Source organism: Actinotignum urematis (assembly GCF_051264595.1).
Classification (GTDB): Bacteria; Actinomycetota; Actinomycetes; order Actinomycetales; family Actinomycetaceae; genus Actinotignum; species Actinotignum timonense_A.
Map to the genome: position 1 here is coordinate 19,867 of NZ_JBOZBG010000022.1, position 15,691 is coordinate 35,557.

At 61.9% G+C, this 15,691-nt stretch carries 14 protein-coding genes; 9 read left to right on the forward strand and 5 right to left on the reverse strand.

Annotated elements, in window-relative coordinates; all coding sequences use genetic code 11:
* Position 1 precedes the first annotated feature (1 nt).
* Complete coding sequence (locus ACRQDJ_RS08410) at positions 2-1,012, reverse strand: LacI family DNA-binding transcriptional regulator (protein WP_284903912.1); 1,011 nt, start codon at positions 1,010-1,012, stop codon at positions 2-4.
* 466 nt (positions 1,013-1,478) lie between these two features.
* Between ACRQDJ_RS08410 and ACRQDJ_RS08415 the strand changes: the two genes are divergently transcribed.
* A complete protein-coding gene (locus tag ACRQDJ_RS08415; RefSeq protein WP_284903910.1) occupies positions 1,479-2,399 on the forward strand; it encodes a hypothetical protein in 921 nt (306 codons plus the stop codon).
* A gap of 68 nt (positions 2,400-2,467) precedes the next feature.
* Here ACRQDJ_RS08415 and ACRQDJ_RS08420 read toward each other — a convergent pair whose 3' ends face one another.
* Positions 2,468-3,121: an NADPH-dependent F420 reductase gene (locus tag ACRQDJ_RS08420; protein ID WP_284903908.1), complete on the reverse strand. Its 654-nt coding sequence runs from the start codon at positions 3,119-3,121 to the stop codon at positions 2,468-2,470.
* Between the two features lie 197 nt (positions 3,122-3,318).
* Between ACRQDJ_RS08420 and ACRQDJ_RS08425 the strand changes: the two genes are divergently transcribed.
* Positions 3,319-3,987: a VIT1/CCC1 transporter family protein gene (locus ACRQDJ_RS08425; protein ID WP_284903907.1), complete on the forward strand. Its 669-nt coding sequence runs from the start codon at positions 3,319-3,321 to the stop codon at positions 3,985-3,987.
* A gap of 144 nt (positions 3,988-4,131) precedes the next feature.
* Positions 4,132-5,175 carry an LLM class flavin-dependent oxidoreductase gene (locus tag ACRQDJ_RS08430; protein ID WP_284883206.1) on the forward strand — a complete coding sequence of 348 codons (1,044 nt, stop codon included), beginning with the start codon at positions 4,132-4,134 and terminating at the stop codon, positions 5,173-5,175.
* A 159-nt stretch (positions 5,176-5,334) separates the two neighbouring features.
* Here ACRQDJ_RS08430 and ACRQDJ_RS08435 read toward each other — a convergent pair whose 3' ends face one another.
* Positions 5,335-6,282 (reverse strand): hypothetical protein, encoded by a 948-nt coding sequence (locus ACRQDJ_RS08435; protein ID WP_284903906.1) that lies wholly within the window; start codon positions 6,280-6,282, stop codon positions 5,335-5,337.
* A 144-nt stretch (positions 6,283-6,426) separates the two neighbouring features.
* On the opposite strand from ACRQDJ_RS08435, the gene ACRQDJ_RS08440 reads away from it, so the two are divergent.
* From ACRQDJ_RS08440 to ACRQDJ_RS08455, 4 genes are all read left to right on the forward strand, one after another.
* Entirely contained in the window at positions 6,427-6,948 is a 522-nt protein-coding gene (locus tag ACRQDJ_RS08440) for a peptidylprolyl isomerase (protein ID WP_087070133.1), read from the forward strand.
* Positions 6,949-7,227: 279 nt separating this feature from the next.
* Positions 7,228-8,739 carry an ATP-binding protein gene (locus ACRQDJ_RS08445; protein WP_435710971.1) on the forward strand — a complete coding sequence of 504 codons (1,512 nt, stop codon included), beginning with the start codon at positions 7,228-7,230 and terminating at the stop codon, positions 8,737-8,739.
* Between the two features lie 225 nt (positions 8,740-8,964).
* Positions 8,965-9,633 carry a rhomboid family intramembrane serine protease gene (locus ACRQDJ_RS08450; protein ID WP_435717989.1) on the forward strand — a complete coding sequence of 223 codons (669 nt, stop codon included), beginning with the start codon at positions 8,965-8,967 and terminating at the stop codon, positions 9,631-9,633.
* A 311-nt stretch (positions 9,634-9,944) separates the two neighbouring features.
* On the forward strand, positions 9,945-12,110 hold the full coding sequence (locus ACRQDJ_RS08455; protein ID WP_284897270.1) for a CAP domain-containing protein: 2,166 nt from the start codon (positions 9,945-9,947) through the stop codon (positions 12,108-12,110).
* A gap of 206 nt (positions 12,111-12,316) precedes the next feature.
* On the opposite strand, the gene ACRQDJ_RS08460 is transcribed toward ACRQDJ_RS08455, so the two are convergent.
* A complete protein-coding gene (locus tag ACRQDJ_RS08460; RefSeq protein ID WP_026428940.1) occupies positions 12,317-13,456 on the reverse strand; it encodes a 6-phosphofructokinase in 1,140 nt (379 codons plus the stop codon).
* Between the two features lie 3 nt (positions 13,457-13,459).
* On the reverse strand, positions 13,460-13,837 hold the full coding sequence (locus ACRQDJ_RS08465) for a cell division protein CrgA (RefSeq protein WP_026428941.1): 378 nt from the start codon (positions 13,835-13,837) through the stop codon (positions 13,460-13,462).
* A gap of 256 nt (positions 13,838-14,093) precedes the next feature.
* Here ACRQDJ_RS08465 and ACRQDJ_RS08470 point away from each other — a divergent pair, with 256 nt between their 5' ends.
* Together ACRQDJ_RS08470 and ACRQDJ_RS08475 are read left to right on the forward strand one after the other, a co-directional pair.
* Positions 14,094-15,011 (forward strand): class E sortase, encoded by a 918-nt coding sequence (locus ACRQDJ_RS08470; protein WP_284897267.1) that lies wholly within the window; start codon positions 14,094-14,096, stop codon positions 15,009-15,011.
* Between the two features lie 126 nt (positions 15,012-15,137).
* Positions 15,138-15,296, forward strand: coding sequence for a hypothetical protein (locus ACRQDJ_RS08475; RefSeq protein WP_169719563.1), 159 nt, complete (start codon positions 15,138-15,140; stop codon positions 15,294-15,296).
* Positions 15,297-15,691: the final 395 nt, after the last annotated feature.

A 15,691-nucleotide genomic window follows, 5' to 3' on the forward strand; every position in this document is an offset into this window, starting at 1 on the left:
GCTATATACGCCAGGACCGCGGTGGCGCGGTTGATTCGCGAACAATAAGCTCCGGGACAAATGCAATATCTTGAGCATGTGCCGGCTGTTCCAGAAGTAATTGCGCCGCTGTGGTTCCTAGTTCTGTCATCGGCTGGCGGACTGTAGTGAGGGGTGTAATAAGTTCTCGCGCCACATCAATATCGTCAAAACCAACAATCGATATATCCTGCGGAATACCTAGATTCCGTTGGCGTGCAGCTCGCATAGCGCCGATGGCTAAGGAATCATTCGCACAAAAGACCCCTGTTATTTCGGGATGAGATGTCAACAGCTCATGCATAGCCTTTTCACCACTGGCGGCATCGAAGCGAGCGGCGTGTACTTCCGTGAGGGTGAGTTCATTATGCGAAGCACGCGCCGAACGCTCTACTCCTACGCGTCGAGCCTGAGCCTGGCGTACCCGAGCAGATCCATTAATAAATCCGATGTGTCGATGACCTAAGCTGTGCAGGTGCTCGATAGCGATTTCTGCGCCGCGAGTGTCATCAACTGACACCGCGCTCATCCCGTCTTCCAAGGCTGGATGATCAAAAAGCACAACAGGAATACGCCGTGAGGACAGGAGTTTGAGACTCTCCGCTGCTCCAGATGAGGGTGTGAGAATAATGCCGCGCACCTCTTGCCCGAGGAGTAATCGAAGAAGATCCGCTTCCCGTGTAGGATCCCCGCCAGTTGAACCAATGACGGGGAAACAAGAAAACTGGGCTAGATAAGCTTCGATCGCGCTTGCTGCTTCCGAGAAGAACGGATTGGCAACGTCGAAAACAATAACTCCCACAAGTTTAGAATCCACTCGGCGCAAACGTCGTCCGGCTTCCGAAGGGATAAATCCCAATTCATCAATCGCTGCTTCCACCTTCTTCCGGGTAGCGGTGGACACTCTTTCGGGATGATTGAGGACATTAGATGCCGTTCCCAAGGAAACGCCTGCCAGCTGCGCAACTTCGCGGATACTGGGGGGACGTTTCACGAATTCTCCTGGGATTTTCAGACGGTTACTTCCATCATCCTAAGCTACTTTGCGCTTATGAGGTGTGGTTAAAAAAGACCCCTTCGAATTTTCCACTGAGTGACTTTGGTGGTGACCACTCGTCGCGGCCAAAAATCGTGTCGTAGCCGCCCGGTAAACTGATGGCATGAGCGACAATGGAGCCCTAACTCGGCAAGAACCCCGCAGCCGTGCCACCCGCACGTCCCTGATTGCGGCATTTCTGGTGCTTGTACTTGGCGTGGCTGGTGGGCTCTGGTGGTGGTTCAACGGGCGAACTTCCTCAACCCCAGCGGCTGGCCCCGCGGCTACCGCAACGGTATCGGCTGAGGCGGGCAGAGCGGCAGGTGCGGCGTCGTCGCCCACTATCGCGGCGGAAACTAGCCCCGCGCCGGCGCCCGGCCCCACGGATAAAGAAATGCGCAACGGCACGTACATACTTCCGGATGTGTGTTACAGCAAACGCAACCCGCCCGCGCCCGTAACCGTGGCGCACGGGAAGATTCTTCCGGATCGCGAAACGGGGATGCAGCCGGGAACCATTCACCTCACCGAGCCGCTCGTGCTCGAAGGTGTGGAATATCGCGCGGTCGCGATGTCCTGCGGGGTGGGGGACCCGGCCATCGGTACCATCGGGATTTACGACGCGAACCTCAGGCTCGTTTCCGCCATCGGGAACCGCACCCACGATGATGGCGAAAAAATTCGCGGCACCCGCATCGCCCAAGATGACGACGGCCTGTGGTCTTTCAACGTGAGTTCCATGGAATTTGAGGCCGGCCAGGCGCGCATCACGTACACCTCCTATACGCCGGTCGGCGGCGTAACGCGGGCAATGGAACGCGCGTATCCGCCGCATTCCACCACCGTGAATTTCGTGTGGAACGGTTCCGAATTCGTGCAAACCGGGGAGGTTTCCTTCCAGTTCGACGGCGGGCATTCCGTGACCGCACCCACCGAAGAGCGTGCGCAGGCTGACCGGCAAGTCCTCGCCGCGGCAGGCTCGGAATGGGAAGATCTGCTCCCCGAACTCACCGGCGATCCACGCCTCACGGATGAAGAACAGCGCACCGCTTCCGCCGCAGCACACCCCGTTTTCCGCGGATGCAATGCGCGCGAACCGCTGAGCACCACCGTGAGCGGCGGGCGCGTGAAAGATACCGGCGGGTACCTAAGAGAAACCGACCGCTTTGACGCACAGGTGCCCGGCGAAGGCAATATCGAACCGCGCCCCACCGATATCCTGTGCGTCTTTTCCGCGGACAACCCGGCCGTTGAGAATGGCTTAGCGAACTACACCTACTACCTTGTGTACGACGGCGCAGCTACCGGCACCCCGCCCCTTGTCGACGTGGGTGTGCGCCCCTAGGCGCGCTGAGTTCCAGGATTCGCCGGAGGAGTTCGGTCGTATCCGTGGCGGCGGGTTTCGGGGTAGATCTAGTGGCGGGTTGCCACGATATTTGCTGGCCAATCGGCCAGCTCCAGGCGTTGCCCGAAAGCCACGCCACCCGGTTCCAGTAGCGCAGCGTGCTCGGAGCTAAGCTCCACCGGATCAAAACCAATCGCATCAATAAAAGCAGCCACTCGGGAACGTGCGGCGGCGTCGTCCCCCGCAACGGCTACCGTGCGCCGCCCCGGCGCTCCATGCGGGCGGGCCTCCGCGCTCAACTCCGTATACCCCGCATGATTGAGACTCTTGATAATAGCCAGCTCCGGATAACGCGCTTGCAGCGCGGCGGTGGTGTTTTGGGTGGGCGTGGTGCTGGTATCTGAGGCTCCATCGGTAGCCTTCCAAGCATTCGTGGCATCAACAACAATGCCGCGCACCCCGCTCAAATCAATCGAAGCGAGCGCAGGCTGCGGCAGCGCCAGAATAAGAATATCCGCGGTGCGGGCAAGCTCCTCGAACGGAACCAGGCGAGCGGTCGGCAGCAAGGTCGGCAACGTGAGATCGTAGAGCGGATTACCCGGGCGCACGCTCACCGCCAACGGGAAACTCGCCTCCGCGGCCAAGCGTCCGATAGCGGTGCCAAGCTTGCCCGCGCCCAGCAGGCCGATCAGGTCGCGGTCGTTCTGCGCAGTGGTGTTCATGAAGAAAGAACGGAAAGCCCGCGGCGAAGTATTCCCGCGGGCAGCGCACCACGCCGTATTCCGGCAGCGGCGCCCACCCCAGACCGCTCGAAAATAAAACACATTATATCCACGTGAGCGTAGCCTGACCTTCCTATCTTTTCCACAATTCCCGCATAACAATGGCTATAACGGTAAAACAAGCGGAGGGAATTGTTATGGGGAAGTGTGCTATTGAAGCATGTGAATTGAAGCATGGCGACACGTGTCGCGCAGATGCCAGCGATACCGCTCCCGGTATCCCGGGAGTGCTGGGAGCTGAGGCCATGAATCGGCTGCGGGCCGGGGTGCTCGGCGCGAATGACGGTATCGTCTCCGTGGCTGCAGTGGTCATCGCGATGGGTGGTGCGCGGGCCTCAAGTACCGCGATTTTACTGGCCGGGCTCGCTGCCCTCATCGGCGGAGCGGTATCTATGGCCCTGGGTGAATACATTTCCGTCTCCTCCCAGCGCGATGCCGAACTCGACGCGCTGCGGCGGCGCGTAGATGTGGCACGCCGTGCGGATGTGGCATGCCGGAGTGTCGGGGTGGGTGAACCTGCCACAGAAAACGACGTCGTCTCCCCCTTCGGTGCAGCCTTCTCCTCCTTCTTTTCCTTCCTCGCCGGTGGCGCGGTTCCCTTCGCCGCCAGCTTGCTCGCCCCACTCGGCGCCATCGCCCCGATTTGCTTCGTGGTCACCGTGGCTGCGCTGGCGCTCACCGGCTGGATCGCCGCCTGGATCGGCCAAGTCCCACCGCTGCGCCCCACCATCCGCACCGCCGTGGGCGGCACCCTCGGCCTCGCCCTCACCTTCGGCATCGGAGCACTCTTCGGTCAAGTAGTGTAGAGTTCAATCAGTGGGTGACTCCGGCTCGTGCTGTGGCTAAGCTCAGACCGGTGGCTTGCGCTACTGGTTAGTCGCGTGCCACCGGTACCTCGCGCCCCGGCCCCCGCGCCACCGGCTCTCACCCGGCCCTCGAAAGGACCTGATATGACCTACACCTTCGGAATCGATACTTTTGGCGACGTCACCGCAGATGCCTCTGGCACCAAGCTCAGCCACGCCCAGGTGGTGCGCAATGTGGTGGCCGAAGCGGTGCGCGCCGAAGAGGTCGGCGTCGACATCTTCAATATCGGTGAACACCATCGCGACGATTACGCGATCCCCGCCCCCGATGTGGTCCTCGCCGCGATTGCCGCGCGCACCCAGCACATCCGCCTCTCCTCCGCCGTCACCGTCCTCAGCTCGGACGATCCGGTCCGCGTGGTCGAACGCTTCGCCACCGTGGACGCCCTCTCCAACGGCCGCGCCGAACTCATGGTGGGCCGCGGCTCCTTCACTGAATCGTTCCCGCTATACGGCTACGACCTGGCCGATTACGAAGATCTCTTCAACGAAAAACTCTCCCTGCTCACCGAATTGCTCGCCCACAACGGCCAACCTGTCACCTGGAAAGGCGGCCCGCACACGCAGGCGCTGCGCGCCGTCACCCTCTACCCGCCGCTCGAACACGGCCCGCTGCCCACCTGGGTCGCCGTGGGCGGCAGCCCGGAATCGGTGGTGCGCGCCGCGCATTACAAACTCCCGCTCATGCTCGCCATTATTGGCGGCCCCACCTCGCGTTTTGTTCCGTTCACGGATCTGTACCGGCGCGCCTGGGAGCAGTTCGGGAACGACGGCGCAGCTGAAGTCGGCTACCACTCCTACGGTTATGTTGCTCGCACCGATGAGGAAGCCGTGGCTGACTTCTTCGACTTCTACGTGGAAACGAATTCCCGGCTCGGGCGGGAGCGCGGCTGGCGCCCACCCTCGCGGGAGGCGTACCTTTACGAGGTGAAGAACGGGGCGCTGGCAGTGGGTTCACCGGAAACAGTGGCCCGCAAAATCGCCACCGGCATGCGCGAACTTGGCGCCACCCGCTACGACCTCAAGGTCTCCTACGGCTCGCAGCCCCACGAGCAGAACCTTTCCTCCATTGAGCTCTTCGGCACCGAGGTGATCCCGCGGGTCAAGGAGCTGCTGGCCGGAGAATAGCGGGGCTCGGATTAGCTGACTCACAGCACCTGCGAACACAAAGCAGATATAAAAGAGCGCGGCCCGGGCCGTTCGATGCCCGAGCCGCGCTCGCTACTGCGGCTGCCGCCGCTACCGCCGCTCTAGTTTTCGCGAAGGTGTGAGCCCTCCACGCCAGCTCTACTTCTCCGCAATATCTTCGACGATGTCCTTGGCCTGGTCAGCGGCGTGCTGCGCGGCTTCCTTGGCCTTATCCGCAACATCCTCCGCCGCATCCTTGGCCTCGTGCGCGCGTTCCTTGACGGCATCTTCAGCCCGGGAGCCAGCACGCTTGGCCTTATCGGCCACGTCGCCAGCTGCGCTTGCGGCGTCGTTCACAACATCTTCCGCAGTTTCCGCAACTTCCTCAGCACCGGCCTGCACGGAATCTTCCGCATCTTCCACGGGAGCCTTCACGCCGTCCACATCTTCCCAGTAGGCTTCCGCCCAGGGATCCTCCGTGGGCTGCGAGCGCTTCCACAGGTAGTAGACCGCAACTCCGAGGCCGCCAACCAGCGCGATGGTGCCGAAAACCCGGCCCTTCCCGCGGGACTTCTTCACCGGTTCGGGAGTCTGAATCTCACGCGAGGCCACCCGCGCGATCTTCTGACCGCGTTCGGCCACCGTTCCCTCACCCTTGGCTGCCTCCGCCGCGGCATGCAGGGCACGCTGGGCGCGCGGGAGGTAATCATTGCGGACGTTCTCCACGAACTCCGAAGCATTATCGCGGGCTTGCTCCACGTAGGGCTTGGCCTTCTCCGCAAGATCGTTGCCCACGGCCTTCGCCTGCTCCACGTACGGCTTCGCCTTTTCGGCCAGCTCCTGGGCGCGTGGTGCCGCCCATTCGTAACCCTGATTGGCGTAATCGCTCAGGCGTTCGCCGGCCTGCTTCGCGTAATCCTGGAAATCAGACGCGGCGCTCTTCGCCTTGTGCTCCCACTTCTTCTGATTCCGCTTCCCCTTGAGCTGGGCTTTCTTCGCGGTGCGTTCGGCCTGGCCGCGTAGCTCATCGATTTTCGCCATAATGGCGTCAACCTCCCGCTGCGCTTTCTTGGCCCGCTTGTCCGCGCGGCTTCGTCCACAAGCCATCGTTGACCTCCTACCGTTGAACCACAGAATTCTCCTGCGATTGAGTACCCCTCTATTGTTTCACTTTTCGTCCCGCATTTGTCACGTGAATCACGTTTGCTTTTCGCGTGGCATAAAACCATGAGGTGTGCGAGACTTGAGCGCATGGAAGCAATTTTTCACACAAGCGAAGGCGATATTCGCGTCGAACTCTTCCCGAACGAAGCGCCCGAAACGGTCGCTAATTTCACCGGACTAGCTCGCGGTGAACGCGAATGGACCAATCCCGCCACCGGTCAGGCTTCGACCGATCCGCTGTACAACGGAACGATCTTCCACCGCGTGATCTCCGGTTTCATGATTCAGGGCGGGGATCCGCTCGGTAACGGCACCGGTGGTCCCGGTTATACGTTCGACGACGAAATCGCTCCCGGCCTCAACTTTGACGCCCCCTACGTGCTGGCCATGGCCAATGCCGGGACTCGCTTCGGCAAGGGCACCAACGGTTCGCAGTTCTTCATCACCGTGGCTCCCACCCCGTGGCTGCTCGGCAAGCACACCATCTTCGGGAAGGTTGCCGATGAAGAATCCGTCAAGGTTGTGGATAAGATCGCCGCGGTTCCCACCGGCGGGAACGATCGTCCGCTCAATGACGTGGTGATTTCCTCCGTCGAGGTTATTGACTAAGCAACGGGCTGCGCGAGAGATCAAGCGCGTGTCAAGCGCGAAGCTGTCCGCATAACTGCATAACTTCATAACTCTGCAAGCGGGGTGGTACTCGGGTACCGCCCCGCTTTTGTGTGCTCTTCCTGCCGCGTTGCGGGCCGCGCCTCCTGCCGCTCTACCGGACGCTCTACCGGCCGCGTGCCGGAACACTCACTCAACACTCATCCCAACACTCAACTTAACACTCACATACATGAGTGTTGAGTTGAGTGTTAAGTTGAGAGCTCGTAGGATGGCGCTATGCGCATCCCCACAACAAGCGAGGAAACAGGCCGCCTTATTGAGGGTTTTCGCCAGCAAGGGCGCGATTCTCAGCACATCGAAGTGAAAGCGGCCGCCCACGGTTTGCCGAAAAGTATCGTGGAGACTCTCTCGGCATTTAGCAACGGATCGGGCGGATTGATTGTTCTTGGACTTGATGAGGCCCGCGGCTTCACGCCGGTTCCTAAGTTCCCGGCAGCGCGGATTTACGATGCGCTCGCGGGGGTGTGCAGCGATAGCCTCACGCCACCGGTCCGCGCGGATATCGCCATGGTTCCCTATGGAGACAGCGCTGACGGAGACACCACGCTGGTCATGGCCGTGATCCCGCCGCTCCAGCCGCGCGATAAACCCTGCTATGTCACCACCCGCAACGTCTACGGGGGCTCCTATATCCGCACCGGCGATGGGGACCGCAAACTTTCCGCCTACGAAATTGACCGCCTCCTGGAAAACAAAACGCAGCCGCATTGGGATACCGACCTGGTCGAAGAAGCCGGCCTCGATTCCCTAGACCCAGACCTCCTCCACGCGGTCCTGGAGCGCGAATGCCTCAACCACCCGCGCATTTTCGGGAAACTCCCGGATGAAACCGCGATGGAACAACTGCGCATTATCGGCACCGGCCCGGATGGGCAGCGCCATCCCACTCTGGCTGGCCTGCTCTGCTTAGGCACGTATCCCCAGGAATTCTTCCCCCGTCTCACGGTTACCTACGCGGTGTACCCGGGATCAACCAAAGCTTCGTCGCTTTCCGGGCAGCGGCATCTGGACTCGGGGACGCTGGCGGGTCCCATTCCCGCCCTGGTGGCCGACGGTGTCGGCGTCGTCGCAAAAAATATGCGGGTGGGTGGCGTGGTCCGCGGTGCTTTCCGGCATGACCTGGTTGATTATCCGCTCGTTGCGGTGCGCGAGGCGCTCACGAATGCGCTTATGCATCGCGATTATTCTCCGGTGGCGCGCGGCACCCAGGTGCAGTTGAACCTTTACGCGGATCGTTTGGAAGTGATCAATCCGGGCGGCCTGTTCGGCACGGTCACTATCGATTCCCTGGGCACAACCGGGCTGTCCTCCACGCGCAACCAATTCCTGGCGCGGCTGCTGGAATCCACGCCTTTCGAGGAGGGCGGTTTTGTGGCGGAAAACCGGGGGAGCGGCTACCAGGAAATTATGACCCAGCTGGAGCGGGAAATGCTTCCGCCGGCGCGGCCCGTCGACCGGTTGGATAGTTTCAGCCTCACCTTCGAGCGTCGCCGCATGACCCCCGCGGAACAGGGCGCCGCGGCGGGAACGTCCTCGCGTGAGCGCGTTCTTGAATATCTGCGCACCCACGCCAGCGCGACCAGTCGCGAACTCGCGGGCGCTGCCGGGATCAGCCTGGGCGGCACCCGGGCGGTGCTCAATACCCTGGTGACCGAGGGGCAGGTGCAGCGCACCGAGCCTAAAACAAGTCCGAAGCAGCGTTACCGCCTCGCTCAACCTGGTGCTTAGTTGCGCTCGCGGCCTGATTCTGCCGGAACACTCACTCAACACTCATCCCAACACTCAACTTAACACTCACATACATGAGTGTTGAGTTGAGTGTTAAGTTGAGAGCTCGCGGGCTACACCCGGTTCCGCCCCTATCCAGTCCCGCCCACCCGGTCACACCCGCGCGCCGTCCGGTACGCTTGATTCAGAGTTGTCGAGCGGGATGACCGCGCAGAGAGGCCGAAAGTGCACAACGTTCCCAAGAAGCGCCGTCTTCAGATCCGCAAACCCGTCCCCTATGTCACCATCACGCTGATCGTGGTGAATGTGGCGGTTTTGCTGGCCCAATGGCTCGACGCCCGCGTGGGGCAAGTCCTCATTTTCGCCCCCGGCATCGCCCACGAGGAGCCCTACCGCTTCATCTCCTCCACCTTCATGCACGCCGGCTTCACGCATCTGCTTTTCAATATGTATGCGCTGTGGCTGATCGGTTCGGTGCTTGAGCGCATGGTCGGCTGGTGGCGTTTCCTGGGGTTGTACCTGCTCAGCGCGGTGGCCGGCAACGTCATGGTCCTCTACACTGTCTCCACCGACATCGACTACTACACCGGCACCGTCGGCGCATCCGGCGCCGTCTTCGGCATTTTCGCGGCGATGTTCGTGGTGCTGCGGCGTTTCGGCGGCAGCTTCACCCAAATGGCCGTGGTCATCGCCATCAACCTCGCGATCAGTTTCCTGCCCGGCACCAATATTTCTTGGCAGTCCCACGTGGGCGGGCTCCTCATGGGCGCGCTGCTTATGGCCGTGATTTCGCGCCGGCGCCACGTGTCCCGCGCGCTCACCGCCCGCGATATTGCGGTGCTGCTGCTCGGCGCGGCATTCCTGGTGGCCGCGATTTTCTTCGGGTACCGGTAGGGGCACGCCAAGCTGCGCCATCGTTCTTTCTTTTTACGACGACGCCGCCACCTCGCAATCCGCACCCAAATAACATCGATGTAATTATCCACAGGGTTATCCCCGGCTGGGGATAACGGGGCGCTGAGCTGGGTGTGCGCGCCGGGCTGTGCTGGCCCGGGCGTAAGCGCGTTCCGGCGAGTAGGCCGGGTGGTGCACTGGGCCGTGCCCCGGCGACTTCGCGACAGTGCGCAGGGTCACTTATTTTTGAATGTGTATGCATATATTCTGAAAATTACCTGGGAGCATAGCGCTGATCGAAGGAGACATATATGCGCACAACAGCACTCATGTTGGCGGGAACGCTTCTCGCCCCGCTGGCAGTCCACGCCCTGCCGGCCACCACCCCGAATGAGCCAGCTCGGCTGGTCTGCAATGCGGGGATGATGTCACCGGAGCAGCTGCGGGCGTGCCTGGCGAAAGCGATTCAAGATCGCGATGCGGTCGTCGCTGAATTGGAAGCCAAGGGAATTGACGTGGCCGAAGCGCGCGAGCTCGCGCAGGAATGGGCCAAGGCTGATATGGAGCGCAGCACCTGGGAAGGGCGCTATGTCCCAGAAAAGCTTGCGGTCGAAGACTTTGATAAAATCAAGAAGAAATACGATGACGCCGTTGCCAAACTGGCGGCAGCGCAGCGTGCATTTGACCAGGCCCAGGTAGAATACGATGCAGCTACCCAGCCCGATCCGGCGGCCGTGGCCGCGGCGCAACGGCAGATGGATAGCGCGAATGCTGCCCTCGAAGCCTCCAAGCGGGAAGCTCAGGCCCGCTGGAATCGCGGATCGCTCGGATTCTTCGAGGCCATGGGGGATACTGCCGCGGTCGAAGTGTTTTCTGAAACGGATACCATCAACGACGTTCCGATTCCGCAATATACCCGCTTCGGGCAGCCCGGGGATGCCACCAATCTGGACCTCATGCGCGACTCAATTCAGCGCGTGAATAAGCTCAATGAGCTGCGGGCACGCCACGGGCTCGCCCCGCTCAAGATCTCCTCCGCTCTTATGGCTCGCGCCCAGGTCAATGCCAATGTGAATGTGCACGGTGGCTTCTTCGATCACGTGGGTGGTTTCAATTACGGCGAGAATATCGCCGCCATGCCCAGCCGCAGCGGGGATCCCTTCACCATGTGGTATGACCAGGAGAAAGCGGAGTATGACCGGGGCGTGCGCGATTATCCGAAGATTGGGCACTACCTCAATATTATTCAGTCGGAATATGTGGTGACCGGCTTCGCCATCGCGGATTACGATGCGCATCCCACGTACTTCTTTGGCAATACATTCGGGCGTGGGGATCGGTTTAGCCAGAGCTACCTGCCCGGATACACCACCGCGGAGTACCTGGCTCGCCTGGACGGATACATCGGCAGCGCGCGGGAAAATATGACCCACGGGACCCCTGAAGCCCGCCGCGCGGTGGTGGAAGCACAGGACGCTTTCCAGCGCGCGAACGCCGGCAAGGAAGACCCGGCCGCGCGGGCCAAGCTCGATGCCGCTCGTTCTCAACTTGAAACTGCTCGCCTCGTCTATGTCGTTGTGAAGCCCGAATATGACGGCGCGGTCAAGGCAAAGAAGAATCTCCCGGAAACCAAAAAGGCCTGGGAAAAGGCCGTGGCGCGTTTCCAAGAGGTTGATGCCAAACTTGCCGAAGCCGGTGATCTCATCACCAAGCTCGCCAAGGCCGAAGCTGAGGTGCTGCGCGCTCAGGAGCGGGTGAACCGAATCAGTACCCCGGTTCCGGTGCGTCCGGCCGATACAGGCAACGTTTTCTACGTATCGAATGACTGGACATCCACGCAGGCTTCCTCGGTGTTCTCCTACGGCCGGGCGCGCGATGAAGTGCTCGTCGGCGATTGGAACGGGGATGGCACGGATACCTTCGCGGTGCGCCGCGGAAACATGATCTACGTGAAGAACTCCGTGGATGGCGGTGCCGCTGATATTGCCTTCAGCTACGGGCGCGTGGGCGATGAGATCCTCGTGGGTGATTTCGACGGCGATGGACGCGATACCTTCGCCGTGCGGCGGGGTAATACCTTCTACGTCCTCAATTCCCTCCACAGCGGGAACGCGGATCAGGTTATTAACTACGGCCGCTACGGAGACACCGTGTACGCCGGTGACTTCAACGGCGACGGCATCGATACCTTCGCCGTGCGCCGCGGGAGCACTTACTTCGTGAAGAACCACATCGCTTCGGGAATCGCGGACCATGTATTCGCCTACGGCCGGGCTGGCGATGCCACCATCCTGGGTGATTTCGACGGCGATGGCCGCGATACCTTTGCGGTGCGCCGCGGCAACACCATCTACGTCAAGAACTCGCTGGGTGCCGGGAACGCCGATTCCGTTCTCAGCTACGGGCGCGTGAGCGACGAACTGTACGTGGGTGATTGGGACGGCAACGGAACCGATACTCCGGCGGTGCGGCGCTAAGCACGAACGTGCGGCGCTAAGTTCGCCCGCGTAGCGCCGGCTGGCGCTAGCGGCTAGCCACCGCCTCGCACAATGCAACGTGGGCCGGAAGCTCGGATAATTTCCGAACTTCCGGCCCACGTTTATGTCGAATCACGCCAATTCGGCGATCAGCCACGCCAGAAAGTAAGTCACGCCGGCGTGGTCAGCCACGCAAGGGGCGCCGCTTAGAGCGCCTCACCCAGGCTGGTGCCGACGGCGCGCGCCGCGGCCACCCAGGGGTGATCCACCGGGACCAACTTGTCCTTCCCGGCCACGTCCTCCAGCGGCACCGGCACGGCCTGCCCGTTCTGCGAGGCGATCATCACGCCGGATTTCCCGTGCGCCACCACATCGGCAGCTGCACTTCCCAGCACGGTTCCCAGCAGCCGGTCTGCGGCGTCGGGAATACCCCCGCGCTGCACGTAGCCGAGGATCGTCACGCGCGCTTCCAGCCCGGTGGCTTCCTCCAGTTGCTGCGCCACCAGGAACGTCGATTCACGCTCGTTTTCCTCAATGGAACGCCGGTGGCTCTTCGCCGCCTCCTTCGCCTCCGGGGTGGGGGCGTGGCGCACCAGGTCGTTCGCGGCAGCCAGCTGCGCGGCCACCGGAATCGAATGCGCGCCCTCGGCCACGGCCACCACGGAGAAAGGCCGCCCGTTCTCTGCCCGCCGCCGGATCGACGCCGCGCACGACTCAATCGAATAGGGAATCTCCGGGATGAGAATAATATCGGCACCCCCGGCAATCCCGGCGCCCAGCGTCAGCCACCCGGCGCGATGCCCCATAAGCTCCACCACGATAATGCGGTGATGGGAGTGGGCGGTGGAATGAAGCCGGTCAATAGCATCGGTGGCGATGGACAGCGCCGTCGAAAAACCGAAGCTGGTGTCCGTGTGCATAATGTCGTTATCGATGGTCTTCGGCAGGTGGATCACCGGCAGCCCGGCCTGCGCCAGCCGGTTCGCGTTCTTCGCGGTACCGCCCCCGCCGATACACACCAGCGCGTCGATATGCTCATCTTCGAGGTTCTGGGCGATCTGCGGGATCATATCCACGTACCCGCCGTTGCCGTCCGGGAACTTATGGACCTTATCGCGCGAAGTCCCCAGCATGGTGCCGCCCTGCGTCAAAATCCCGGCCAGGGAATCCGAATCCAGCGGCATATAGCGGTTATTAACAAGCCCGGTAATACCGTTGCGGTATCCCACCAGCTCCATACCGTATTTCCCCATCGCGGCTTTCCCGAAACCGCGGATGGCGGCATTGAGCCCGGGGGCGTCACCGCCGGCAGTGAGGATACCGACCCGCTTCACTGCTTTCCCCATCGGCTACTTCCACCCCATTGTCATGAGGAAGCCCACGATCATAAACCCGAAGCCGAGGAAAAGATTGCCGTTATTCCACCCCGGAATGGGGAAACGGCCGCCGGTCACGTAGGCCAGCACCACCACGATGAGCCCGATAATCATGAGCGTGCACATCACCGGCGCCCACCAGCTCGGCGAGCGGCGATCCTTCTGCGCGACCTTATGGGAGCGCTTAGCCGCTTCCTTTTCCCGGCTGGCCTGCGCCTCGATATCGCGCTTGGTGCCGGGGCGGCGCACATCCTTCGCCGAGGGCGCAGCGCTCTTGCGCGACTTCCGAGCCGGGGCAGCGCTGCCGGCGGCTTCCGAAAGTTCGGGTTCGTCGTACTGTTGATCTGTCATGTTCTACCTTCCGCGGATCCTTCCGCCCCTAAGCCTAACGAAGTAGCGCGCCCGGTGGCGCACCATATCGCCCGATTCCTCTGGTATTTTTTCACAAAAGCCGGCGCGTGGCCATGTGCGCGGGCGCTCGCGAGTGGCGCGCGGGCGCGGGGCGGCGTCGTCGTAAAAAATGAGGGGAGTTATCTCACCGCATTTTTCGAGCCGGAACCACTATTCTGTTTCTAGTACGAATTCGGTGGCAGTGGAAGGTGATACTATGCGCGAACAGCAGCCCGAACGAGGGCGCCGTGCGGGGCGGCGTGCGGCGGAAGGAAACGCTGCTCGCGCTCCGCGGCACGAAGCTGTGGGGCGCTACCGTCCGGCTACCGCCGGCGCAGGTGCAACCGGTGTTGGTACGACGGCGCAGCTTCCCGCACAGGCCGCCACCGCCACCCTCACCGCAACCCGGCCGGCCGCGCCCGCGCGGCGCCGCGGCGGCATCCTCAACGCGATTATCGGCGTGATTGGCGAGCTGCTCATTACCGCGGGAATCGTGGTGGGCCTCTTTATTGTGTGGCAGGTGTACTGGACTGACCTGGGCGCGAACCGCGATCAGGCCCAGCAGATCGAGAACGTCAACAAGCAGTGGGGCGATCCGCGGGGGGCCACCAAGGTGGGGACCCCGCGCACGGATGCCCCGCCGGCCGCGGACCACGTGAATCGCACCGGGGACCTGGAAGGCATTATTTATATCCCGCGCTTCGGTGCTGACTGGCGCTACACCGTCAAATACGGCGTGGACCTGGAGGCCGTGGTGGATACCGGGAGCTTCGGGCATTACCCGGATACCCAGTACGTGGGTGAGGTCGGCAATTACGCGATCACCGCGCACCGGCAGACCTACGGCGCGGCCATGCGCGATGTGCCCGAGCTCCAGCCCGGCGACCCGATCATCGTGCAAACCAAGAACGCCTACTACGTGTACAAGGTGGGCGAGCACGAGGTGGTGCCGCCCACGCAGGTCGGCGTGCTGGCCCCGGTGCCGAATCATCCGGAAGAGGCACCCACGCAGCGCATCCTCACCATCACCACCTGCCATCCGCCCTTTGTGTCCAGCGACCGCTGGATCACCTACGCCACCCTCGATCATTGGGTCGACGCCGCCGAGGGCGCCCCGGCGGAGCTGGTGAAGTAGGCGGCCGGTGCGGTGCGGGGCTGGCGCTTCGTGGAACTTGCCCGCGTGACATTGGTCCACGAACACCCACGAACCTGACTACCCCCGGTACTAACAGACATACATGAAGAAGAAACGGAGCACGTAATGTACGGATTTATTTGGCGGCACCTGCCCGGCCCGACGTGGCTGAAGGTCATCGAGGCCCTCATCATCATCGCCGCGATTGTTTTCGCGCTGTTCGAGTGGGTCTTCCCCTGGGTGAATGCCGTGTTCCGCCCGCAGGACACCACCATCAGCCAGTAGCCCGCGCGATCAGGAATCACACCAGCCCCTAGGGAGGGGCCATGTGTTTTCCGGGGTGTACTTCGCATGTACGACATCGGCAGTACACCCTGGGAAAACACACCTCGCCCCCGCCGGCCGCGGCGCGACGATGCTCCAGCGAGGCAACAAAATGGGCATTCTGAACCGCACCGGCCGCAGAATGTACGCCCCTGACAATAAAACAGGGAAAAACTGTCACCCACGTACACTTTGTTCGCGATGAAAGCTCGTCACCGAGTCCGGGGTAAACATAGTGCAAATTCCGGACGGTCGGGGGTGCGTAGTGCAAACTCAGAGGGGGCTGCGGACTGTTTATTGGACATTATCGCTTAAAACCGCTTGACGATGTTCCACAATCGTTAAACCATCGAACT